The organism is Salmonella sp. SAL04202 (assembly GCF_046550775.1).
Taxonomy (GTDB): domain Bacteria; phylum Pseudomonadota; class Gammaproteobacteria; order Enterobacterales; family Enterobacteriaceae; genus Salmonella; species Salmonella enterica.
Genome location: NZ_JBGDXK010000004.1, coordinates 284,995 through 310,354, shown reverse-complemented (window position 1 = coordinate 310,354; position 25,360 = coordinate 284,995). Strand labels below are relative to the sequence as shown.

The following is a 25,360-nucleotide window of genomic DNA, read 5'->3' as shown; positions in this document are numbered from 1 at the left end:
AGAGAATGAAAACGGGTGGCTATCGCTCATGGACAGGAATCGGCAAGTGAATAAAGTTGTACATTTCTTACTGACATTACTGGTCATGTTTGCAGCGTCGATCGCGCCTGCGCAGGCGCTATTGAAGGGCGGAACCTGGCAAGAGCTGAACTCGACGACCGGCGCGGTTAACGGCACCGCGCCGCTGGCCGACGGGGCCATTATCCCCCTGTATCAGGGCAGTACGTTGCTTGACCCGAGCAAAACCCACGATATTGAATTCAGCGCCATGCCGCGCGATTTTAGCGCGGATGCTGCCTCAACCTCGATGCAGGCGGTCAATTCCACCGATACCGAAGGTGATCTCTTTAGCGATCCGCCCACCATCGCCTGGGAAAACCGCCAGCCGCCCGCCATGGGGCTGGTATGGGCCGATGCCGCCACGCCCGACACGCCGCTCTCGCCGCAGCCGGTTCCGAACCTGACCTTTTGCGCCCAAAACCTCGCCGGGCGACAGCTGGTGGCCTGGGCGCAGGTGGAAGATGAAACCAACGTTCCCGCGCTGTGGCTCTTTACGAATACCGGGGTGCCGAATTATGCGACCATTCCGCTGTTAAGCCCGAAAGTGGCGCTCAACATTAAACCGGCCACCGACACGCCGGTTACAGTCAGCGGCGATCACGTTGATTCGGCCTTTGAGGCATCAAAAGTGAAGGTGGGGGAAAGCATCACCCTCACCATCGCCACCAAAGCGTGCGACGGCACGCCCGAAGGCAACGCGCCGTTTGTCATCCGCCGTAAAGATGCGGAAAACCGCCAGGGTGTGGTCAATAACGCCAACCCGGTTCGCGTTGGCGATACCGAGCTCACGACCACCCAAACGGAATATCGCGGCGTCACTGACGCCAACGGCAACGCCACGGTGGTGGTCACCCAGAAGGAAGGCCCCGGCGTCAAAACGCCGCTGGTTGTCAGCTCGGTCAACTTTCCGGCGCTTACGGCTGAAACCGCCGTCATTTTCACCACCATCACCAGTCCGGACAGCGATAAGGCCAATATGTACGGCCACATGATAGAGAGCGCTACCGCGACGCTGAACGGTATAACCTACACCTTCACCCGCCCGAAACTGCTGGCGGAAGCGAGCGGCGCGGATAGCCGCGTCGACGATACCAACGAAACCTGGGCGCAGTTTACCTGGAGCGGCGCCGATAACCACTGCAACATTCTGCCGGATGCCGAACAACTGGTGGCGTTCAGGCATGAGCACAGCACACTGGCGACGTACACCGGCTGGCCGGCGACGGACGATGCCGAATACTGGTCGTCGACCAAAGATCAGATGAGCGACTACCACGCTGCCGTACATATGAACAGCGCATCGGTCGTCAGGGCCGCCAACAGCGACACGCTGCTGGTCAGCTGCGTGGATAAAGCCCAGCCTGCGGCGCACCCGCAGATTACCCTTTCTCCGGTGGGGCCGTATAAAGCGCAGGTGGGGGACGAGATCAATCTGACGATGACCGTAGTCGACCGGGACACGCAAAAACCGCTGCCTTACCGTTATATGGAGCTGTTTATCGATCCGGCGACAAACCGCAAAGGGGAGCATCAGGACGCGTGGGATAACCAGCGGGTCACCGTCGATTCCGAAGGCATGAGCGCCTCCTCGCCGGAGCACTATACCGGCGTGACTGACGTCAACGGCCAGGCGCATCTGACGTTAAAACACAACAGCGGTATGGGGGTCGAAACGCCTATCCGCATCGTGATGCCGGACGATGAAGGCGGCAACGTCGAGCTGCCCTTTAGCGTGATTTTCACCGTGGTCACCAGCCCGGACGTGGACGGCGCCAACATGTGGGGCCATATGCGCGGCGTGGTGGATGCGGGCAACCTGTACAAACGTCCGCTGCTGGCGGTGGAGGCCAGCCATAAAGACGGCCAGTTCGACGAAAACAACGAACAGTGGGCGACATTTAACTCCGTGGCGTCGGCCACCGCGCAGTGCGGTACCGGCCAGGTGCCGGATCAGTCGTCGCTGGCGCATTTGTACAGCGAACATGCGGGCGGGCAGATGGAAAGCGAACACGGCTGGCCGACCGAAGATTATTACATCGCCGCCGACAGCGACGCCTCCGGGACGGTACACGTCAACCTCGAAAACGGCGATAGCGGCAAATTTACCGATACGCCGAACTACCTGACCTGCTCGGCCAATGAAATGGTGGCGGTGCTGGACGTCTATTTCAACGACGACCCGGCGACCAAAAATGCCGATATGACCGCCAAAGTGGGTGAACAGATTAAGCTCAACATCCATTCGCGCAACGCTCTTAACGGCATGGCGATCGCCAATACCGACTTCACCGTCACCATGGCAAACGGCAGGCGGCGCGACGGGCTGACGACCGGTTTTACCGATACCAGCAACGGCGAGATGCAGTTTGACGGCGTCGGCTACGTTGCCGGACAGGTTTATCAGGGGATCACCGACGCCAACGGCGATGCGACCATTATCCTCACCCAGGATAAGGGCGTGGGGCTGCTGACGCAGTTAAGCATCGTGCCCGTCGATTCATACATCAATACGCCGGTTTCCCGCAGCGTGAAGTTTACCGTCGCCACCAGCCCGGATACGGCAAAAGCCAAAATGTGGGGCCATATGGCCGACACAATTACCGTGGGTGACTGGACCTTTGAGCGGCCCAAACTGGCGGGTGAAGTGAGCAACCCGCTGCGTACCCAGGACGAGAGCAATGAGACCTGGACGCGTGTGGCCCACACCGACGCGGCGGGCAACCCGGAGGCGGGCGGCTGCGCGGCGAACCGCCTGCCGCGCATCGACCAGCTTGAGGCGCTGTATAACGCCAACAGCGGCGGCAAAATTAACGGCATTCAGGGCTGGCCAGTCTATCTGAACTACTGGTCGTCCACCTTCCAGAGCGCCAGCACGTGGAAACTGATTGCGCTGGCGAACGGCAGTGAATTTGCCAACAGCAACGTCTCGATTTACACCAGTTGCCTGGCCAGCGACAACCCGGTACCAGCCGCCATCACCATTGAACCGGTCGATCCGTCGCAGTGGTACGACGGCAGCGACGTGCATGCAGTCAAAGTGAAAAAGGGCGAGACGATGCAGCTCAAGGTGACGGTGAAGGACGCCAGCGGCAACCCGATCCCGGAAGCGCCGTTTGTACTCACTCGCGGCGACGGCTACGACCGCCGGGGCGAGAAGTATACCGCTCAGGACGGCGACGATCTGCAAGGCATCGTGACGCCCGTGGTGATCGACGGCGAATCGCTGGCCTGGACCACCACTAAAATGGGGTCGCTGACCGGCCCTGACGGCACCCGCATTATTAACGTTACCCGCCCGGACACCCACGGCACCCGCACCGCGATTAACGCGACGCTGTATGAAAATGCCGCCGTGAGCGCCAGCATCGACACCATCTTTACCGTCGTCACCAGCCCGGATGTCAGCGTCGCCCGCATGTGGGGGCATATGGCGCCGTCGCTGACGGCGGCGGATGGCGCGGTGTACCAGCGCCCGCTGCTGTTCGCTGAGCTGTCCAGTACGGACAATACTACGTCTAAGCAAGAAACCAACGAAACCTGGGCGGTTTTTCATGGGCCAGCCAGTGAAGGGGCAAATCCGGCCCGCTGCGCGGCGGGCTATTACCCTGCCGTTGAGGCGCTGGATTCGCTCTACAGCAAATACCCGAGCCGAACGATAAATACCGCCCAGGGCTGGCCGGTCTACTATTCTTACTGGAGCGGATCGAACTCGACGTCATTTTCCAGCGGGGCAAAAGTTGACTTCTATTACGTTGTCGATCTGGCTGATGGTTCGCGTCGGTCAGAAAACAGCTCGCCCAGCACTGCCTGGCAGTACCAAATTTGCGCTACGACGCCGATGCCGCAGGCCACGCAGATTACCCTCACCTCCCCGCAGGCGATGGATGACGCTATTCAGGCGGTGAAGGCGAAAAACAGCGAGTCGATCCCGCTGCTCATCACCACTACCGATGCGATGGGCAACCCGGTACCTTATGCGACTTTTTCGCTTAAACGCGACGCCGGGACGCCGCGCAACGCCGACTATAAAAAATTTGTAGCCACTAACGGCACCAATATGACGGTAAAGCCGCTCACCGGTGCGCAGCAACAGTTTTACTATGCCACATCGGTTCTGACCGGCGCCACCGGCGCGGACGGTACGCTGACTCTGACGCTTGCCGAACCCGGCGGCATAGGGTTGAAAAACGTGCTGACCGCGAGTCTGTACGATACGCCGACGGCGACCTCAACGCTGCCGGTGGTGTTCACCGTCCTCACCAGCCCGGACAGCGACAAGGCCAACATGTACGGCCATATGCCGGAGACCTTCACCGCCAGCAACGGTGCGGAGTTTAAGCGCCCGCTGGTGGTAGGCGAGCCCTCATCGGAGGCGCACACGGATACCTATTTCGAAACCAATGAATACTGGATCATGGTGAATAATTTTAATACCGGTAATTACGGTGGGTGCCCGATGAACCAGATGGCTGCGATAGATGATTTCACGGCGCTGTACAACGATCACCCAGGCGGCAAGGTGGCGACCGATATTGGATTGCCCGTCGGGAAGCGGTGGTGGGCTGGCGATAGCCTGCTGAAAGGCTCAACCCTTTACTGGCAGTATAAAGATCTCAAGACGGGGAGAGACTACAGCATGTCGGAAAACCCGGGTAACTACTACTTACAACTCTGCCTGACAACATCGCGCAGCGGGCTGAATATCGCGCTCTCTTCCGACGCATGGAACGCCGATAAATCAGCGGCTGTGGCGAAAAAAGGCGAAACGATACCGATGACGGTAACGGTGACTAACGACGCCGGGCAGCCGCAGGCCGGGGTGGCCGTACTGTTGACGCGTGAATACGCTTATTCGCGCGGTGAGGTGGATAAGCAATACATTGAACCAGGCGTGATTGGCGAGCCGGTTCCGTTTACAACTTCGCCGGCGAATATGATGCTGACGCCGGTTTCACCTGTGGCGGGTACGGCAGTGGCGTTTAATAACCAGAATGGCCTCAGCACAAAATGGTCTGGCTTCACCGGCGATGACGGTAAGTTGCGGTTTACGTTAACTCAGGATAAATCGCTGGGGTTAAAAACGTCTGTCACGGCGGCGCTTGCGAATCAATTTGATGAGGCGGCGAGCGTGGATGCAATCTTTACGATACAAACCAGCCCGGACACGCCGTATGCGTCATACTGGGGTCATATGCCGGATACCGTGCAGGTGAACGGCGTTACGCTGCGCCGCCCGTATCTGAAAGCCGAGCTCTCTGCCATGCCCCGGGATACCTGGCCGTTTAATAATGAAATCTGGGGGTCGAACTATTATTATCAGTCCCAGCACGTGGAAACGTCGTTGACGCATCTTTGCGGATCGCAGGAAAATATAGCCTCGCTGGACGATCTGAAAGCGTTGCAGAGCGTTATCGGCACGTTGCAATGGCCGACGACATCGTCCTGGGATTATGTGTCGCAAGATGAAGGTCAAAGCGATAAGTACTACTGTTCATTTAACGAAACGACCGGCCAGACAACCTGTACTCGTGAAAAATCGGCTACCGCGGGCTTTGGCTCGTGCCGGGTGCCGTAGTGAATGGGGAATGGGGAATGGGGTCGGGAGCGCATTTGAATGTTGGGTGACGCTTTGCGGCGCCCAACCTGGGTATCCCTTGCGGCTGGCGTTGTTCCGGTAGCGATGCATTTTTACGTTTTTGTATTCATGGAATGAACTGCAACGAAATGGATTTTTCTCAGGTACGTCAGTGAAAGCGAAAAAGTGTGTCGGTTTTTTATCCTGGCTGCTGCTATGCGCCCTCAGTTTAACGCCTTTCTTCGCCCAGGCCGTGCGAAGCAGCGGCGCATGGCAGGAACTCACTGAGCAAACTGCGGCTATTAACGGCACCCCGCCGCAGGCCGATAGTGTAACGATCCCGGTGTATCAGGGCAGCGTTCAGTTGCGCTCTGATGCGGCGAATCCTGTAGCTCGTTAGGCTGGCCGACGCAGGGCTATCCCTGTTTATCTAAATCAACCTCGAGCGGCGGCATGTATTGCGGCGTGGATGAGAATACCAGGCAACAAAACTGCGCCATTAAGCCGGCAAGCACAGCAGGTTATGCGACGTGTGTGGAGTAACGTATTACGCGTCTGGCGCTACCTATATACTCTAAATAATTCGAGTTGCAGGAAGGCGGCAAGCGAGCGAATCTCCGGGAGCTTACTAAAGTAAGTGACTGGGGGGAGGGAACGCAGCCGCAGCACATGCAACTTGAAGTATGACGAGTATATTTAAAATAACGCCAGGTGTCGCATGATAATTACCCCTTTTTGCCTCGCGCATCTATTTATCTCAATATATGAAATCATTAAATGATATTCACAATATAAATATATATAAAAGAGATGGATATATTTATATCAATTATAAATTAATCAAAAGTTGACCTGATATTGAAATAGGCCTTGAAATTGGTTAATAATTTGGCTTTGATAATATATTGTTACAGGTGATTGCAATCATTCATAAAACCATATTTTTATCATTTATTATTTATCTCATTTATATACACCATTTAAAAGCTATTTACAGCCAATCAAAATCCAGTTTGCTTCGTGAACGTTATTAAAAGGAAATTTAAAAATTGAACAGGACCTACAGTATTGTCTGGAGCGCCGTGCGAAATATGTATGTTGTGGCTTCAGAACTGGCGCGAGGCCACAGCAAAGTTAAAGCGCAAGTATGCGCGAGTGAAACCCATTCCCCAAATAAAAAGTCCGAATATGGACAAATAATAAAAGCAACGCGCAATGTGCTGGCTTGCGCCGTGGCTGCGGCGCTCGGATTTTTCAGCCCGCTGGCCATGGCCGACAATCAAGTGTCATATGCTGATGCGCAGACCCACGTTCTGGATGAGTCAACGCCGCCGATGACCTATTCAGGAGTTGAGGATGGCGCGGCACTCTATGTCTCGGGTGTCGCCACCGTCGGCTGGCAATCCACCACGGTCAAAGGGACGGGGCTCGTCATTGAAACGACCGGAGGCGGGGCCAATGCTCCGGATGGCGGTAAGTATGTTTCCAAAGCCATTTCGATAGATCATTATGCCATCCTTGAGCTTACCGACACGGAGATAACCACTGATAGTATTTATTCGCTGGGTATTTCCGCAGCGGATGGCAGCACACTGACGTTAACAGACAGCACGCTGAATATTGGCGGCAATTACGGCGTAATGACGTTGTATACGGGTTCAGAAGTGACGCTGAGCAACACCATCGTTGAGGCAGCTAACAGCAGCAGCGCGCAGGTGCAACAAGGTAGTACGCTGAACGTACTGGACGGTAGCAAAATCACCCTGGCGCAAGGCCAGATAAACGTTGTTGCCGGTACCACCGCGGCAGATGCGGGTTCCACCCTAAACCTGTCTGATAGCTCGGTCATCTCTGCAGGTACGATGAGCACTATCCAGGGCAGCAATAAGGCCGATCTTAATCTCACCAACGCGACCATAACGCATACCAACGCCAGCGGCGCGGCGGTGCAGGCCAATAACGCCACTACCCTGGATATTTCAGGCGGCAACATTACCTCTGCCGGTACGGGCGTGTATATTCTGGCGTCGGACGCCAGGATCGACGGCGCCACCATCAACGCCGACGGCGACGGCATCTTTATCACCAGTAAAAAGAGAAACACCTCGTATGAGGATCTCAACGCGCTCACGGTCACCGACGCAAACGTCACCTCAAAAACTGTCGCACTGAACGTTGATGGTAGCACGACCATTAACGACCCCATTAAGCTCACCAACAGCACCTTTACGGCGCCGACAGCGATCAAATTGGGCAGCAAAGCGGCTATTCAGGCCGAAAACATGACGCTGACCGGCAACATTGTCCAGACTGACACGTCGTCGTCATCGCTCTCTTTAAGCCAGAAGTCCACGTTAACCGGTCGTGTAGATGCGCTCTCCAGCACGCTGTCGCTCGACGAAACCAGCCAGTGGAACATGACCGACCCGTCAACCGTCGGCAACCTGACCAACGACGGCGGCATTACGCTGGGCAACGCGAGCAGTTCGACAGGTACGCTGCTGACGGTGGATAATACCCTGACCTTGCAGGACGGCAGCCAGATAAACGCGACGCTGGATACCGCCAACAGCTCGCCAATTATCAAAGCCGCCAACGTCACGCTGGGCGGGACGCTGAACCTTAGCTCAACGGCCACCTTTGTCGCGCCCGAAACCGACGAACACTTTGGATCGGTCACGCTGATTGATTCGCAAACCGCGATCACTACCGATTTTGACAGCGTAACGCTGGATGCCGACACCTCCGCTATGCCGGATTACCTTACGATCAACGCGGGCGTTGATGCGAATGATAATACCAACTACGAGTTGTCTACGGGCTTGAGTTGGTACGCGGGCGCAAATTCTGCGCGCGCTGCGCATGGCACTTTTACCGTTGATGCAGACAGTACCTTTACCGTCACCAGCGAACTGGACGAAACCACGGCTAACTCCAACTGGAACGGCAGCAAGCTAACCAAACAAGGCGACGGCACGCTGATCCTCAGCAACACCGGCAACGACTACGGCGACACTGAAATTGACGGCGGTATTCTGGCCGCCAAAGACGCCGCCTCGCTCGGCACTGGCGATGTGACGATTGCAGAAAGCGCAACGCTTGCGCTGAGCCAGGGCACGCTGGATAACAACGTGACCGGCGGGGGCCAAATTGTCAAAAGCGGTAGCGATGAGCTGATCGTGACCGGCGATAACACTTACTCCGGCGGCACCACTATTTCCGGCGGTACACTGACGGCTGACCATGCGGATTCGCTGGGGACCGGGACTATTGCCAACAGCGGCGTGCTTCAGGTCGGCGAGGGCGAGCTGGAAAATACGCTTTCCGGCACCGGTTCGCTGGTGAAAACCGGCACAGGCGAGCTGACGCTAAGCGGCGATAACACTTACTCCGGCGGCACCACCATTACCGGCGGCACGCTGACGGCTGACCATGCGGATTCGCTGGGCAGCGGCGATATCGACAACAGCGGCGTGCTTCAGGTCGGCGAGGGCGAGCTGAAAAATACGCTTTCCGGCACCGGTTCGCTGGTGAAAATCGGCACGGGCGAGCTGACGTTAAACGGCGATAACGATTACTCCGGCGGCACCACCATTGACGACGGTGTGCTGATTGCTGACCATGCGGATTCGCTGGGCACTGGCGCTATTGATAACAGCGGCGTGCTTCAGGTCGGCGAAGGCGAGCTGGAAAATACGCTTTCCGGCAGCGGTTTGCTGGTCAAAACCGGTACCGGCGAGCTGACGTTAAGCGGGGACAACAACACTTACTTCGGCGATACCACCATCGCCGGCGGTACGCTGATTGCCGCCAACGTCAACGCGCTGGGCAGCGGCAATATCGACAACAGCGGTACGCTGATGCTGGATGCCAACGGCGCATTTGAGCTTGCGAACGTCACCACCCATAGCGGCGCCACTACCGCGCTGGCAGCGGGCAGCACCCTTGACGCGGGCCAGTTCACCCAGGAAGACGGCAGTACGCTAAGTATTGACCTCGGCGCGGCCACCGACGACGCCGTGATTACCGCCGACAGCGTCGCGCTGGGCGGCACGCTGAATGTTACCGGCATTGGCAGCGTTACAGACAGCTGGACGCCTGAGGCATACACCTACACGCTGATTGGCAGCGACAGCGCCATTACGAGCGATTTCGACGATCTGACCATTGCAGGGATGAACCGCGAAGATGTTGACTTCCTGACTATCGACGGAAAAGTCGATGAAGCAGACAACACCCACTATGATCTGACGGCCTCCCTCTCCTGGTATGCGGACAGAGACAACGCCACTACCGACGCCCACGGCACCTTTACCCTGAGCGACCCTGACGGCAGCTTTAACGTTGCGGCTACACTGACAGACGTTGATGACACGCTGGATCCGGGTAGCAGATGGGACGGTAAATCGCTGACCAAAGAAGGCGCAGGCACGCTGATCCTCTCCGGCGACAACGACTACAGCGGCGGCACCACCATCAATGAAGGTACGCTGGTCGCCGCCAGTACGACGGCGCTGGGCACCGGTCTGGTAGACAATAACGCCACGCTGGTGCTGGACGTAGACGGTGAAGTCAGCGCGGTGGGCGGCATCACCACTCATAGCGGCGCGACGACCCAACTGGCGCTCGGCACCTCGTTGGATCTCGGCGACAGCGCGTTAATTCAGCAAGATGGCAGTACGCTGAACGTTGAGCTGAATAGTGACTCAGTGCAACCGCTGATCACCGGCGGCAGCGCCACGCTTGGCGGCGATTTGGTCGTCAGCGACGCCAGCCTGCAAGCGCGCGCCTCCGATGCGGAGTTCCAGTCCTTTAAACTGATGGATATGGACAGCGATATCAGCGGCGACTTTACCAGCCTGACGATGAACCTCACCGACCAGCCGGACTATCTGACCGTAACCGGGACAATCAATCCTGAAGATGCGTCAGAATATCTGCTTACCGAAGGGCTGAGCTGGAATGCGACTGCCACGTCAGCGACGCCAGCACACGGCACGTTTACCCTGGGCGCAGGCGACAGTTTTGAAGTCACCAGCGTACTGGGCGATAAAACCGGCAACGGCGACTGGGACGGTAAATCGCTGACCAAACTGGGCGCGGGTAAACTGACGCTGAGCGGCGTGAACACCTACACCGGCGATACTAACGTACAGGAAGGCACGCTATGGCTGTCCGGAGACGGCTCGATTGGCGAGATGAGCAGCCAGCAGGCGGTGAACGTCGCCTCCGGGGCGACCTTCGGCGGCAGCAATGGTACGACCGTTAACGGTAAGGTGACCAACGAAGGGACGCTGGTCTTTGGCGACAGCGAGGAGACAGGCGCCATCTTCACCCTCAATGGCGATCTGATCAACATGGGGACAATAACCAGCGGTAGCAGTGCCAGCACGCCTGGCAATACGCTTTATGTTGATGGCAATTACACCGGCAACGGCGGCTCGCTTTACCTGAATACCGTCCTGGGCGACGATGATTCGGCAACCGATAAGTTGGTCATTACCGGCGATGCCTCCGGCACCACCGATCTGTACATCAACGGCATCGGCGATGGAGCACAGACCACTAACGGTATCGAAGTGGTGGATGTTGGCGGCGTATCGACCAGCGATGCGTTTGTGTTAAAAAATGAAGTTAACGCCAGTCTGTATACCTACCGTCTGTACTGGAATGAAAGTGACAACGACTGGTATCTGGCGTCAAAAGCACAGTCTGATGATGACGACAGCGGCGGTGATGACACGCCTTCGGATGGCGGTGACGATGGCGGTGATGTCACGCCTCCGGACGATGGCGGCGATGGCGGTAATGTCACGCCTCCGGACGACGGCGGCGATGTCACGCCTCCGGACGATGGCGGCGATGTCGCACCGCAGTACCGTGCGGATATCGGCGCGTACATGGGCAACCAGTGGATGGCGCGCAACCTGCAAATGCAGACCCTCTATGACCGCGAGGGCAGCCAGTATCGTAATGCCGATGGCAGCGTATGGGCGCGCTTCAAAGCGGGTAAAGCGGAATCCGAGGCTGTCAGCGGCAATATCGATATGGACAGCAACTACTCTCAGTTCCAGCTAGGCGGCGACATTCTGGCCTGGGGTAACGGCCAGCAGAGCTTTACCGTTGGCGTCATGGCGAGCTACATCAACGCCGATACCGACAGCACCGGTAACCGTGGCGCAGACGGTAGCCAGTTCACCAGTAGCGGCAACGTAGACGGCTACAACCTTGGCGTCTATGCCACCTGGTTTGCCGATGCCCAAACGCATAGCGGCGCGTATGTCGACAGCTGGTACCAATATGGTTTCTACAACAACAGCGTAGAGAGCGGTGATGCGGGATCTGAATCTTATGATTCAACCGCTAACGCCGTCTCGCTGGAAACCGGTTATCGCTACGATATTGCGCTTAGCAACGGCAATACTGTCAGTCTGACGCCGCAGGCGCAGGTTGTCTGGCAGAATTACTCAGCGGATAGCGTGAAGGATAACTACGGCACCCGGATCGATGGTCAGGATGGCGACAGTTGGACAACGCGTCTGGGTCTGCGTGTTGACGGCAAGCTGTACAAAGGCAGCCGTACGGTTATCCAGCCGTTTGCTGAAGCTAACTGGCTGCACACCAGCGATGATGTGTCGGTATCGTTTGATGATGCCACGGTAAAACAGGATCTTCCGGCTAACCGTGCGGAGCTGAAAGTGGGTCTGCAGGCAGATATCGATAAGCAGTGGAGCGTTCGCGCTCAGGTTGCCGGGCAGACTGGCAGCAATGATTTTGGCGATCTGAACGGTAGCCTGAATCTGCGCTATAACTGGTAAGTTAGACAAAACCGGGCGGGTGTTCCCTGCCCGGTTTTGAGGCGAATGACAAACCGGTTGATCGTCGGATTGCGGCTACACCTTATCCGACGTGGCGCGTAGGTTGGCTGAGGAGAAACCGAAACCTGACATTGCGCTGCCGAGGGTGGGGGAATATTGGATTACGTGCCCGGCGTGACGGATTTGATTTCACTTTCAAGCCAGCCGTCCTCCAGTCGCGTGGTCATAATATCGCCTGCTTTGACCTGTTTGATCTTTTTCAGCACCTTGCCGTTCGTTGTCGTCGAAACCGTATAGCCGCGCGCCAGCGTGGCTAACGGGCTGACCGCTTCCAGATGCGTGACCGCGTTGCCGAAACGCTCGCGCTGTTCGCTTAACCGTGAGCGGATATTCTCCGTCAGACGATATTCCAGCTGTTGGATGCGCGACTGCGCGCGGTGAATGCGCGGCTGCGGATTTTGCTGGCTCAGGCGTTGACTTACGCGCTGCTGACGCTGATTGGCCTGTTTAATCCTGGCCTCAAGCGCAAATCCCATCCGTTGGCGTAGACGTTCCAGCGCGGTTTGCTGACGGGCCAGACGCAGTTGCGGATGTTGCTGTTGCAGACGGTGAAAAATCTGCGTGAAACGGCGGCTACGGTTAGCGAGGTAGTAGTCCATCGCCATGCCCAGACGCTGTTGGGCGGACTGGATCTGACGCAACAACTCCTGCTGGTTACGGCTGACAATTTCTGCCGCTGCTGATGGCGTAGGCGCGCGCAGGTCGGCGACAAAATCAGCTATCGTGACGTCCGTTTCGTGACCGACGGCGCTGACCACCGGAATGCGGCTGGCAAAAATCGCCCGCGCCACGCGTTCGTCGTTAAAACTCCACAAATCTTCCAGCGAACCGCCGCCGCGTCCGACGATCAGTACATCACATTCGCCGCGCGCGTTCGCCAGTTCGATAGCACGAACGATCTGCCCCGGCGCGTCGTCGCCCTGGACTGCGGTTGGATAGATAATAACGGGCAGGGATGGGTCACGACGCTTTAGCACGTGGAGAATGTCGTGCAGTGCCGCACCGGTTTTCGAGGTGATCACCCCCACACAGTGGGCCGGGGAGGGCAATGGCTGTTTATGCTGCTGATCGAACAAGCCTTCGGCCTGGAGTTTGGCTTTTAGCTGCTCATATTTCTGCTGCAACAAGCCTTCGCCCGCGGGCTGCATACTTTCGGCGATGATTTGATAATCGCCGCGCGGCTCGTACAGCGTAATGTTGGCGCGTACCAGCACCTGCTGCCCGTGCTGCGGACGGAACGTCACCCGGCGGTTGCTGTTACGGAACATCGCACAGCGCACCTGAGCGGTATCGTCTTTGAGCGTAAAGTACCAGTGGCCCGACGCAGGCTGCGTGAAATTAGAAATCTCGCCGCTGATCCATACCTGTCCCATCTCCTGTTCTAACAGCAGACGAACCGTCTGGTTAAGGCGGCTTACGGTAAAAATTGAGGAAGTTTGAGAGGATAACATGTGAGCGGGATCAAATTCTAAATCAGCAGGTTATTCAATCGATAGTAACCTGCTCACGGGGGATCGCAAGCACTATTTGCAAAAAAATGTAGATGCAACCGATTACGTTCTGTATAATGCCGCGGCAATATTTATTAACCTCCCAGGTGAGATATTGCCCATGCTACGTATCGCTAAAGAAGCCCTGACGTTTGACGACGTCCTCCTTGTTCCCGCTCACTCCACCGTTTTGCCGAATACTGCCGATCTCAGCACGCAGTTGACGAAAACTATTCGTCTGAATATTCCTATGCTTTCTGCGGCGATGGACACCGTGACGGAAGCGCGCCTGGCAATTGCCCTGGCCCAGGAAGGCGGCATTGGTTTTATCCACAAAAACATGTCCATTGAGCGCCAGGCGGAAGAAGTTCGCCGCGTGAAGAAACACGAGTCCGGCGTAGTGACCGACCCGCAGACCGTCCTACCAACCACCACGTTGCATGAAGTGAAAGCCCTGACCGAGCGTAACGGTTTTGCGGGCTATCCGGTGGTGACTGAAGATAACGAGCTGGTGGGTATCATCACCGGTCGTGACGTGCGTTTTGTGACTGACCTGAACCAGCCGGTAAGTGTCTACATGACGCCGAAAGAGCGTCTGGTGACTGTTCGTGAAGGCGAAGCCCGTGAAGTCGTGCTGGCAAAAATGCACGAAAAACGCGTAGAAAAAGCGCTGGTCGTTGATGATAACTTCCATCTGCTTGGCATGATTACCGTAAAAGATTTCCAGAAAGCGGAACGTAAACCAAACTCCTGTAAAGATGAGCAGGGCCGTTTACGTGTCGGCGCGGCGGTCGGCGCAGGCGCGGGCAACGAAGAGCGCGTTGACGCGCTGGTGGCGGCAGGCGTTGACGTACTGCTGATCGACTCTTCTCACGGTCATTCGGAAGGTGTTCTGCAACGTATCCGTGAAACCCGTGCTAAATATCCTGACCTGCAAATCATCGGCGGCAACGTCGCCACTGGCGCAGGCGCTCGCGCACTGGCGGAAGCCGGTTGCAGCGCGGTGAAAGTGGGTATCGGCCCTGGCTCTATCTGTACCACCCGTATCGTGACTGGTGTGGGCGTTCCGCAAATCACCGCTGTTTCTGACGCAGTTGAAGCGCTGGAAGGCACCGGGATTCCGGTTATCGCTGACGGCGGTATCCGTTTCTCCGGCGATATCGCCAAAGCCATCGCCGCAGGCGCGAGCGCGGTAATGGTGGGTTCCATGCTGGCGGGTACCGAAGAATCCCCGGGCGAAATCGAACTCTACCAGGGCCGTTCGTACAAATCTTACCGTGGGATGGGCTCGCTGGGCGCGATGTCCAAAGGTTCCTCCGACCGTTACTTCCAGAGCGACAACGCTGCTGACAAACTGGTGCCGGAAGGTATCGAAGGCCGCGTAGCCTACAAAGGTCGCCTGAAAGAGATCATTCACCAGCAGATGGGCGGCCTGCGCTCCTGTATGGGCCTGACCGGTTGTGCTACCATCGACGAACTGCGTACTAAAGCGGAGTTTGTGCGTATCAGCGGTGCGGGCATTCAGGAAAGCCACGTTCACGACGTGACCATTACCAAAGAGTCCCCGAACTACCGTCTGGGCTCCTGATTTTCTTCGCCCGACCTTCGCGTCGGGCGATTTATTTAATCTGTTTCACTTGCCTCGGAATAAGCGTCAATGACGGAAAACATTCATAAGCATCGCATCCTCATTCTGGACTTCGGTTCTCAGTACACTCAACTGGTTGCACGCCGCGTGCGTGAGCTGGGTGTTTACTGCGAACTGTGGGCGTGGGATGTGACAGAAGCACAAATTCGTGACTTCAACCCAAGCGGCATTATTCTTTCCGGCGGCCCGGAAAGCACCACCGAAGAAAACAGCCCGCGCGCGCCGCAGTATGTCTTTGAAGCAGGCGTGCCGGTATTTGGCGTCTGCTACGGGATGCAGACCATGGCGATGCAGCTTGGCGGTCATGTAGAAGGTTCTAATGAGCGTGAATTTGGTTACGCGCAGGTCGAAGTGTTGACCGACAGCGCGCTGGTTCGCGGTATTGAAGATTCCCTGACCGCAGACGGCAAACCGCTGCTGGACGTGTGGATGAGCCACGGCGATAAAGTGACGGCGATTCCGTCCGACTTCGTGACCGTCGCCAGCACCGAGAGCTGCCCGTTCGCCATTATGGCCAACGAAGAAAAACGCTTCTACGGCGTACAGTTCCACCCGGAAGTGACTCACACCCGCCAGGGGATGCGGATGCTGGAGCGTTTTGTACGTGATATCTGCCAGTGTGAAGCCCTGTGGACGCCGGCGAAGATCATCGACGACGCCGTGGCGCGCATTCGCGAGCAGGTAGGCGACGATAAAGTGATCCTCGGTCTCTCCGGCGGCGTGGATTCTTCCGTCACCGCGATGCTGCTGCACCGCGCGATCGGTAAAAATCTGACCTGTGTTTTCGTCGATAACGGCCTGCTGCGCCTGAACGAAGCCGAGCAGGTGATGGACATGTTTGGCGACCATTTTGGTCTGAACATTGTTCACGTACCGGCAGAAGATCGCTTCCTGTCCGCGCTGGCTGGCGAAAGCGATCCGGAAGCCAAGCGTAAGATCATTGGCCGTGTTTTTGTGGAAGTGTTCGACGAAGAAGCGCTGAAACTGGAAGACGTGAAGTGGCTGGCGCAGGGCACCATTTACCCTGACGTTATCGAATCTGCGGCGTCTGCAACCGGTAAAGCGCACGTCATCAAATCTCACCACAATGTCGGCGGCCTGCCGAAAGAGATGAAGATGGGTCTGGTTGAACCGCTGAAAGAGCTGTTCAAAGACGAAGTGCGTAAGATTGGTCTGGAGCTGGGCCTGCCGTACGACATGCTGTACCGTCACCCGTTCCCGGGTCCGGGCCTCGGCGTTCGTGTTCTGGGTGAAGTGAAGAAAGAGTACTGCGACCTGCTGCGCCGTGCTGACGCTATCTTCATTGAAGAGCTGCGCAAAGCGGATCTGTACGACAAAGTCAGTCAGGCGTTTACCGTCTTCCTGCCGGTTCGTTCCGTTGGCGTTATGGGCGATGGTCGTAAGTATGACTGGGTTGTCTCTCTGCGTGCCGTCGAAACCATCGACTTTATGACCGCACACTGGGCGCACCTGCCGTATGACTTCCTCGGTCGCGTTTCCAACCGCATCATCAATGAAGTCAACGGGATTTCCCGTGTGGTGTATGACATCAGCGGTAAACCGCCGGCTACCATTGAGTGGGAATAACCGATAATCCTTCCTGTGTTTTCATGAACAGGTAAAGGTGAATTTAACCCTCTGTTTTTGCAGAGGGTTTTTATTTATGTGCATAGATGAGTTTTCTGTGTAGCGCACAGCTCCTGGCGGCAAATTTGACGTAATTACGAACCCACGAAGGTTGGTTGTATCTTGCCGTGGTCGTTGATTTGTTCTCGTGCAAAGTTATCGGTTGGTCAATGCAACCACGAATGACAAAAGACATTGTTCTGAATGCGCTTCTGATGGCCGTGTGGCGACGTCATCCCCAAAAACAGGTGCTGGTTCAGTCTGATCAGGGTAGTCAGTACACCCGCTATGAATGGCTGAAATCGCACGGACTGGAGGGCAGTATGAGCCGTCGTGGCAACTGTCATAATGCGGTTGCAGAAAGCTTTTTCCAGCTACTGAAGCGTGAGCGGATAAAGAAAAAGATCTACCAACGACTCAGAAGTGTCCAGGTTATCCGTGGCGATTCAGCCCAAATAAGGGGTATTTAAAAATATGATAACTTTATTCTTCAACTATATAACCAACGCCCAGCTTTAGCACTTTCAACGAGCATACCAACCGTTAGTGGCTTACGCGGATCAGGCTCTTTACTTCCAAAGTACTCTGGATTCAGATAGTTGAGTATGTCAAATCCTTCTGAATCTACATTCCAACGCTTGAAGTACTTTTGTAGAAGTTCTTCACTATCTTCAAAAACGAGTTTAAGATCATCCCTAATACTGGTATCAAGCGTGATGATTCGCTTTGGCCCACAGAGAAAGTACTTTTTAGTGTTATATTCCTGATCGATAAAATCGATAATTTCTTTCTCAATATCTCTCATTAGAAGTACGTCCACTAAATGCGATCTTTAGGAACCGCCACACGATTAAATGTATCTTTAATATCACGCTGGATATCATAAATCGTAGTGAATGTCATAACTCAATCGAGCCAGGGTACATTACGACCAACGAAACGACCTAAATTATTCGTTGAGCTTAGCTGTAATGAGTTGATGGTTTTGCCTGTCAACGTTGGTGATCTGATCCCTCGTGGCTCTTTACAAAACAAATCCTGACGTATGGGACTGGTCACCTTATTCTCCTTCCACGGTGGTTATCTTCGCATTGATTCTGGCGGATAGGGCGGAACCGCAGGTGACCTTTGAGTATACGTTTACGGTAAAGCACTGCATCGACACAATAGCGGGTTCCTGAAGCGCGTTGAGGTTGAGCCGCATCCGGCTATCGCAGAGATACTCACACAGTTTGAGAGTACCGTACGTCAGTGCCCGCTGGGATGCCAGATTTGCCCTGAACTTGTGCCAGCTACCGGGAGTTTAACCACGCTGAAGGCTATCGGATTTTGTATTCGGCCGAGGGAATCTTAGTAACCGCGCATGTGATCTTATCACCCAGGCTGGATATCCCGCGGTTGCTCTTTAAGCGTCTGATCATGGCCTGAACCCATTGAGTGGGATTGTCTTTTTGCGTTAACGCTAAAGCTTCTTTTTCTTGCGCGGGCTTTTTAACGGATAACAGCTTAACGTTGTCCCGGCGTGGTGACAGAAAGCGATGACTGTTGCGCTTCTTTTTTATCCTGATGGTGCTGCCAGGCGCCGATAGAAGAGTAGACGAAACGTCCAAAGAAGAAGAGAAAACTGATAAGCAGTACGATACGGGTCATGCGAGTGTTAAATCGATGTCGTTTTCGCATACTGTTGGCCTGACTCACAAAGGGTTCCTTAACGTTGGCCCAGCGGTATGGGCGGGATCAGGCTGGGTTCTTCAAGGGTATTATCAAGGCGAAGAACGTAACAAGCCTGCGTTCACTCTACATTAAGGCATACTGCGAACCGATGGTCAATTCCTCTTAATGTAAAATTGCGTCAGTTGATTTATCTTATATTGTTATGGAAGATAATTTTAGTATTTACATTAATAATAAATTAATGATAACAAAGAATAAAAAGGCGAATAAAGGCTGCAGGAGAAAGGTAATAATTGACTTAAATCAAATGTTACTTTTGTTTAATAATTACAATCGATGACTATCGTGTGATGTATATCGCATCATCAATTTAAAGTCAGGTGGGATGCCTGTCTGTTAACGCCCCTTTGGGATTGGGGGGTTCTGCTGAGCATCTATGAAACTAAATAAAACTTATATAAATATCAGAGATAAATAGTGGGGACTACCGCTCATCCTTCCTTCGATTTTACTACCTGTTTTAAGTAGCGCAAATACTTATGCGCTTACCAGCACTGGAAATGTGGTTCTTTTTTACCTGCCGTTAGCTTTTATGCTTAGCCTGATGCTCTTTTTCGGCTGGGCAGCACTGCCAGGCATTGTGCTTGCTATCTTCTGGCGCAGATACCCGCAGACAGGGCTGTATGAAACCCTTTCTGTGACGATGCACTTTATCATTACTATCGTGCTAAGCTGGGGCGGCTATCGTGTCTTTTCCCCACGGCGAAACAATGTTTCCCACGGCGACGCCCACCTGTTGTTTCAACGAATATTCTGGCAGGTATTTTGTTCAGCAACATTATTTCTGGTCATCTACCAGTTTGCCGCTTTTGTTGGCATGTACGAAAGCAAAGCCAGCCTGATGGGTGTAATGCCCTTTAATATCAACACGCTGATTAATTACCAGGCGTTACTGGTCGGTAACCTTGTCGGCGTGCCATTGTGCTATTTTATTATTCGTACTCTTCGCAATCCGCTGCACCTACGGGGGTATTATCAGCAATTAAAGCTACAGATTGATAGCAAGGCCACTAAAAAAGAGATCGTTATTTGGCTGGCCGTATTGACTACACTAATGTTTATACTGTGTATGCCATTGACTGATAATAGTTCAATATTTAGTACCAACTATACGCTTTCGTTATTATTGCCGGTCATGCTGTGGGGTGCGATGCGCTATGGCTATAAGTTTATTTCAATTATCTGGGCCGTCGTGCTAATTACGTCGATTCATTATTATCAGCGTTATATGCCCTGGTATTCAGGTTATGATACGCAATTAGCGATTACCTCTTCGAGCTATCTGGTTTTTTCTTTTATTGTTAATTATATGTCTGTACTGGCCACGCGTCAGCGCGTAGTGAGTGGTCGCGCACGGCGGCTGGCCTATCTTGACCCGGTTGTACATCTTCCCAATTTACGTGCGTTAAACCGCGCGCTCCAAAATGCGCCCTGGTCTACGATCTGTTTTTTACACGTGCCGGGCCTGGAGCTATTGGGTAAAAATTATGGCGTCATGCTACGCATCCAGTATAAGCAAAAGCTCTCTCACTGGATTACGCCGATGCTGGCCTCAAATGAGTGCGTCTACCAGATGTCAGGGCACGACCTGGTGCTGCGTCTTAATACAGAGGCGCATCAGCAGCGTATTGAAGCGCTGGATAAACATATTAAGCAGTTTCGGTTTATCTGGGATGGACTGCCGCTACAGCCCCCTGTCGGCGTGAGCTACTGCTGCGTGCGTTCTCCGGTTAGCCACCTTTATCTTCTGCTGGGCGAATTAAGCACCAGTTCCGATCTTTCGTTGACGACTAACGCGCCGGAGGATTTACAGCGGCGCGGCGCAATGCACCTGCAGCGCGATTTGAAGGGCAGAATTGCGATGATGAATCGCCTGCAACAGGCGTTGGAGCACGATCATTTTTTCCTGATGGCGCAGCCTATTTTCGGTGTTCGTGGGGACGTTTACCATGAAATTTTACTGCGACTCAGGGATGACAACGGCGACGTTATCAACCCGGACAATTTTTTACCCGTGGCGCATGAGTTTGGATTGTCTTCCGCTATCGATCTCTGGGTGATTGAAAACACGCTGCGGTTTATGGCGGCCAGCCGGGAATATATGCCCGCGCATCGTTTTGCCATTAATCTGTCGCCAACATCGGTATGCCGCGCTCGTTTTCCTGCAGAAGTTAAGCAGCTGCTTACGCAATATCAAGTTGAACCCTGGCAACTGGTTTTTGAGGTAACGGAAAGCAACTCTCTCACCAATGCTGAGCAGGCGCAGTTGACGCTGGGACAGCTCCAGCAGTTTGGCTGTCAGATAGCGATTGATGATTTCGGTACTGGCTACGCCAGCTATGCGCGGCTGAAAAACGTTGACGCCGATATTCTTAAAATTGACGGCAGTTTTATTCGCAATATAGTGTCAAACAGTCTCGATTATCAGATTGTGGCTTCTATTTGTCATTTAGCGCGAATGAAAAATATGCAGGTCGTCGCGGAGTATGTCGAGAGCGAAGAAATACGAAGCGTCGTGCTCTCGTTGGGAATCGACTATCTTCAGGGATATTTAATTGGCGAGCCGCAGCTATTATCTGAGATTCAGTAAAGGCAGACGCCGCGGCGCGGCGTCTGACTCACAATTTACGCGGCGATCTCCGGCGAGCTTTCTTCCTCAATATTGAGACGCCAGCCAGTTACCGCTTCCCAGTACTGCTGTTCTTTTTCCAGATCAAGCAGTACCAGCGCATTCTGGCTGAACCAGTCATGCGGAAAACATAACGTCCAGTGGCTGTCATCGGTCGTTAGCCGCAGCGTCGGCGGCGTGGTGGTCGCCTGCCGCTGGTTGTTCAGTAATACGCCCAGCCGAAGTAGCTGAATTAACGGCAGATACTGTTTTTTCTTAAACAGTGTAAAGCGGGGCATATCATCCAGTTTTATGGCTTTACGATGGTAACGCACCAGCGTCGCCATCATCATTTGCTGCTCCTGATTAAAGCCGGGCAAATCGCTGTGTTGCAGAATATAAGCCGAATGGCGATGTAAACCGCTGTGATTAATATTCAGTCCAACCTCATGCAGCATTGCCGCCCAGCGGAGCAACGCTTCAAGCTGCGGATGCGCCAGTTTTGGCTGCTGGGCCTGCCACTGCTCGTACATCTGCATGGTGGTTTCCAGCACGCGTCTGGCCTGTTCTCTGTCAATGTTGTATTGATTGGCCAGACTTTTTGCGGTACGGCTGCGAACATCCTGATGACGGAAGCGGCCTTCCATTTCATACAGCACGCCTTCACGCAACGCGCCGTCGGAAAGGCGAAGCTCGCGGATAGCCAGAGCATCAAAAACGCCGCACAGAATTGCCAGGCCCGGCACAAAGACCGCTTTGCGTTCTTCAGACAGACCCGGCAGGCTGAGCGCATTAAAGGAGCGGTGCTTCAACACTTCTGACTTCAGTTTATCAAGGCGCTCCGGCGTAATGAAGCCATCTTTCTCACCCAGCGCCAGGAGAACTTCATGAGCGGCCTTAATCGTACCGGAAGCGCCCATCGCTACGTTCCAACCCTGAATACGATACTGCCAGGTTAAGGTTTCCAGTTTTTGCGCCGCCGCCATTCGGGCGCGCTGGAAGTTTTCTTTATTGATAACGCCGCCGGGAAAGTAGAGCTGCGCGAAGCTCACGCAGCCCATACGACGGCTTTCAACCAGCCTGGGTTCGAAGTTTTCGCCAATGACCAGCTCTGTTGACCCGCCGCCGATATCGATCACCAGCTTGCGGCCTTTTTCCGGCTGCGTATGTTCTACGCCCATAAAAATCAGGCGCGCTTCTTCGTTACCGGAAATAATCTCTATCGGGTAGGGAATAACCTTTTCCGCGCGTTTGAGAAAATCAGCGGCATTTTGCGCCTGACGTAACGTATGGGTGCCTACGATACAGACGCTGGAAGGGGAGAAACCTTGTAAGCGTTCAGCAAACAGCGACAGACAGCTAAGCCCCCGTTCCATGGCTTCTTCGCTGAGTTTGTTATCTGCGCCCAGCCCGTCCGCCAGATGGACGCGCTGTTTTAAGCGCCCGATAATCTGCATTGCGCCGTCAACCACGCGGGCAATGACCATATGAAAGCTGTTTGAGCCGAGATCGACCGCAGCGAACTCCTGCGGGCGAGGGGATTTATCGTAAATTGGCATAGCGTTAGTCTGGTTGCTCGAGTGATTTGATGTAGTCATAAATTGCCAGCTGCGCCTGGACTTTACGGCGATTGCCGCGCGGTACGTAGCGGTTGCTGAGTTCTTTATCGATAAAACGCGCTTTTACCGTGTCGCTAAACAGAATGTCAATGATATCCAGGACGCGTTGTTTAAGCCGCGGGTCGAGGATAGGCGTAGCGACTTCGATACGGTAGTCAATATTACGCGTCATCCAGTCAGCTGAAGAGAGCCAAACTTGCTTATCACCGCCGTTTTCGAAAATATAAACCCGATCGTGTTCCAGATAGCGATCCACGATGCTAATCGCGCGAATATTATCGCTAATGCCTTCCAGTTGCGGAATAAGAGAACACATACCGCGCACCAGCAGATTGACCTGGACGCCCGAACCCGACGCGGCGTATAGCCTGTCGACCAACCCTTTATCAACCAGGTTGTTAAGCTTTAAGGTAATCCCTGACGGTAAGCCTTGCTGGGCATTGGCGATTTCACGATCGATCATCTCATACAGCAGACGCCGTGAGTTTTGTGGAGAAACCATCAAATAATCGAAAGTGACCGGGCGATAGGGGTTTTCAATAAAATTAAAGACCCGGCGCACTTCATTGGTAATGCGCGCATCGGCGGTCAGCAGCGAATAATCGGTATACAGCCGCGCCGTTTTTTCGTTGAAGTTACCGGTGCCGATATGCGCATAACGCACCACGTCATCGCCCTCTTTTCGTGAGATGAGGAAGAGTTTGGCGTGAATTTTCAGCCCGGGCGCAGAGAAAATAACATGGACGCCCGCTTCGGTTAACCGCTTGGCCCAGTGAATATTTGCCTCTTCATCGAAGCGCGCCTGCAACTCCACCACCACGGTGACTTTTTTGCCGTTATGGGCGGCATGGATCATCGAGTCAATAATGCGCGAGTCTTTCGCTACGCGATAAATATTGATTTTGATCGCCAGCACGCTTGGGTCAAACGACGCCTGGCGTAGCAGTTCCAGCACATGTTCAAAGGTGTGATAAGGATAATAGAGCAGCACATCACGTTCACGAATCGCGTCGAAACCGTTACGAAACTTCTCTTTATCAAACCAAAGATGGCGTAACCGCGGTAACGGTTTATTGACCAGGTTGGCTTTACCGACATTCGGAAAATTAATAAAGTCTTTAAAATTGTGGTAGCGCCCGCCGGGTACGATTGAGTCATACCGGGAGATCGTCAGTTTTTCCCGCAGTACGTCGACCAGCGCGGCGGGCATATCGCGTTGATAGACAAAGCGCACAGGTTCAGCGGTCAGGCGCTGCTTCAGGCTGGAAGACATCAGCTCCATCAGACTGGATTCCATCTCATGCACCAGGTCATATTCGGCATCGCGGGTCATTTTCATCGAATAGGCATTAAGCGCGTCATAGTCGAAGAACCCTTTAAAAATGTCATCCAGGCAGTAGCGCAGAATATTATCCAGCAGGATCATCGGCTTGCGTCTGCGCGGTGTCTCCGGCGGCAGATTAACGAAGCGTGGGACTTTGTCGGACGGTATCTCCAGCAGCGCATAGTTGATGGTGTCGCCGCGGATAATCTCCACCGCCAGATAGGTGTAATCATCTTTTAAAAACTGAACAAGATCCGTCTCCCGGTTAATGAGAATCGGGGTAATATGCTGGCGCAAATAGTGCTTAAAATAGTGGCGCAACCAGCTTTGTTGGTTCACCGAGAGCTGACGCTCGTTGATCAGAAAGATTTGATTACGCGCCATTTCCAGCAGTAATTCGTTGTACAGGCCGTCGAACTCCTGGTCTGCTTTCAACACGCGAGACTGAATTTTGCCTAACAAATGGCGTGAATGAGAATTTGAACCCTGTTCTTCGCTGATAATAATGCGTCGTTTCAGTTCAGCGAAACGCACTTTGTAGAACTCGTCGAGGTTATTAGAATAGATTCCCAGGAACCGCATCCGCTCAATCAACGGGTTGGATTTGTCCGCCGCTTCCTGTAACACGCGTTCGTTAAATGCTAACCAGCTCAGTTCTTTCTCGATATATAGCTTTTCCTGACCCATTACTACCTATACTCCGTTTTATTCACGGGACACTGCCTGATGATTATGGCGAGCATTACGCGTTAATGTCCAACTGCGCCAGAAAAATATGACAATAAACTGATAGCATAA

The 25,360-nt window shown here is 54.1% G+C and carries 10 protein-coding genes and 5 pseudogenes; 9 read left to right on the top strand and 6 right to left on the bottom strand.

Annotated elements, in window-relative coordinates:
- Positions 1 to 28 precede the first annotated feature (28 nt).
- From ratA to shdA, 3 genes and pseudogenes are all read left to right on the top strand, one after another.
- The gene (gene ratA / locus ACLJQJ_RS17680) at positions 29 to 5,635 is read left to right on the top strand and encodes a DUF823/DUF824 repeat adhesin RatA (RefSeq protein WP_074182137.1); all 5,607 of its coding nucleotides are present in this window, start codon (positions 29 to 31) and stop codon (positions 5,633 to 5,635) included.
- Between the two features lie 172 nt (positions 5,636 to 5,807).
- A pseudogene (locus ACLJQJ_RS17675) lies at positions 5,808 to 6,026 on the top strand (hypothetical protein); the annotation flags it as partial.
- Positions 6,027 to 6,684: 658 nt separating this feature from the next.
- A complete protein-coding gene (gene shdA, locus ACLJQJ_RS17670; RefSeq protein ID WP_240872408.1) occupies positions 6,685 to 12,453 on the top strand; it encodes a fibronectin-binding autotransporter adhesin ShdA in 5,769 nt (1,922 codons plus the stop codon).
- Positions 12,454 to 12,614: 161 nt separating this feature from the next.
- Here shdA and xseA read toward each other — a convergent pair whose 3' ends face one another.
- A complete protein-coding gene (gene xseA, locus ACLJQJ_RS17665; RefSeq protein ID WP_063809305.1) occupies positions 12,615 to 13,964 on the bottom strand; it encodes an exodeoxyribonuclease VII large subunit in 1,350 nt (449 codons plus the stop codon).
- Positions 13,965 to 14,124: 160 nt separating this feature from the next.
- Between xseA and guaB the strand changes: the two genes are divergently transcribed.
- From guaB to ACLJQJ_RS17650, 3 genes and pseudogenes are all read left to right on the top strand, one after another.
- Positions 14,125 to 15,591 carry an IMP dehydrogenase gene (guaB, locus tag ACLJQJ_RS17660; protein ID WP_000944174.1) on the top strand — a complete coding sequence of 489 codons (1,467 nt, stop codon included), beginning with the start codon at positions 14,125 to 14,127 and terminating at the stop codon, positions 15,589 to 15,591.
- Positions 15,592 to 15,660: 69 nt separating this feature from the next.
- Entirely contained in the window at positions 15,661 to 17,238 is a 1,578-nt protein-coding gene (guaA, locus tag ACLJQJ_RS17655; RefSeq protein WP_063809304.1) for a glutamine-hydrolyzing GMP synthase, read from the top strand.
- Between the two features lie 134 nt (positions 17,239 to 17,372).
- Positions 17,373 to 17,687 (top strand): annotated as a pseudogene (locus ACLJQJ_RS17650) (DDE-type integrase/transposase/recombinase); the annotation flags it as partial.
- Between the two features lie 80 nt (positions 17,688 to 17,767).
- Here ACLJQJ_RS17650 and ACLJQJ_RS17645 read toward each other — a convergent pair.
- Together ACLJQJ_RS17645 and ACLJQJ_RS17640 are read right to left on the bottom strand one after the other, a co-directional pair.
- Complete coding sequence (locus ACLJQJ_RS17645) at positions 17,768 to 18,097, bottom strand: DUF1493 family protein (protein ID WP_001738968.1); 330 nt, start codon at positions 18,095 to 18,097, stop codon at positions 17,768 to 17,770.
- Positions 18,097 to 18,303: pseudogene (locus ACLJQJ_RS17640) on the bottom strand (hypothetical protein); the annotation flags it as partial. The gene ACLJQJ_RS17645 and the pseudogene ACLJQJ_RS17640, both read right to left, overlap by 1 nt.
- 258 nt (positions 18,304 to 18,561) lie before the next feature.
- Here ACLJQJ_RS17640 and ACLJQJ_RS17635 point away from each other — a divergent pair.
- Positions 18,562 to 18,705, top strand: a pseudogene (locus tag ACLJQJ_RS17635) (hypothetical protein); the annotation flags it as partial.
- A gap of 78 nt (positions 18,706 to 18,783) precedes the next feature.
- On the opposite strand, the gene ACLJQJ_RS17630 reads toward ACLJQJ_RS17635, so the two are convergent.
- Complete coding sequence (locus ACLJQJ_RS17630) at positions 18,784 to 18,975, bottom strand: YfgG family protein (RefSeq protein ID WP_000075924.1); 192 nt, start codon at positions 18,973 to 18,975, stop codon at positions 18,784 to 18,786.
- A 178-nt stretch (positions 18,976 to 19,153) separates the two neighbouring features.
- Between ACLJQJ_RS17630 and ACLJQJ_RS17625 the strand changes: the two genes are divergently transcribed.
- Both ACLJQJ_RS17625 and ACLJQJ_RS17620 read left to right on the top strand, forming a co-directional pair.
- The gene (locus tag ACLJQJ_RS17625) at positions 19,154 to 19,291 is read left to right on the top strand and encodes a hypothetical protein (RefSeq protein ID WP_001540598.1); all 138 of its coding nucleotides are present in this window, start codon (positions 19,154 to 19,156) and stop codon (positions 19,289 to 19,291) included.
- 96 nt (positions 19,292 to 19,387) lie between these two features.
- Positions 19,388 to 21,601: pseudogene (locus tag ACLJQJ_RS17620) on the top strand (MASE1 domain-containing protein).
- Between the two features lie 35 nt (positions 21,602 to 21,636).
- Here the strand turns inward: ACLJQJ_RS17620 and ppx are convergent.
- Entirely contained in the window at positions 21,637 to 23,178 is a 1,542-nt protein-coding gene (gene ppx, locus ACLJQJ_RS17615; protein WP_001123330.1) for an exopolyphosphatase, read from the bottom strand.
- Positions 23,179 to 23,182: 4 nt separating this feature from the next.
- Positions 23,183 to 25,249: a polyphosphate kinase 1 gene (gene ppk1 / locus ACLJQJ_RS17610; protein WP_000529555.1), complete on the bottom strand. Its 2,067-nt coding sequence runs from the start codon at positions 25,247 to 25,249 to the stop codon at positions 23,183 to 23,185.
- Positions 25,250 to 25,360: the final 111 nt, after the last annotated feature.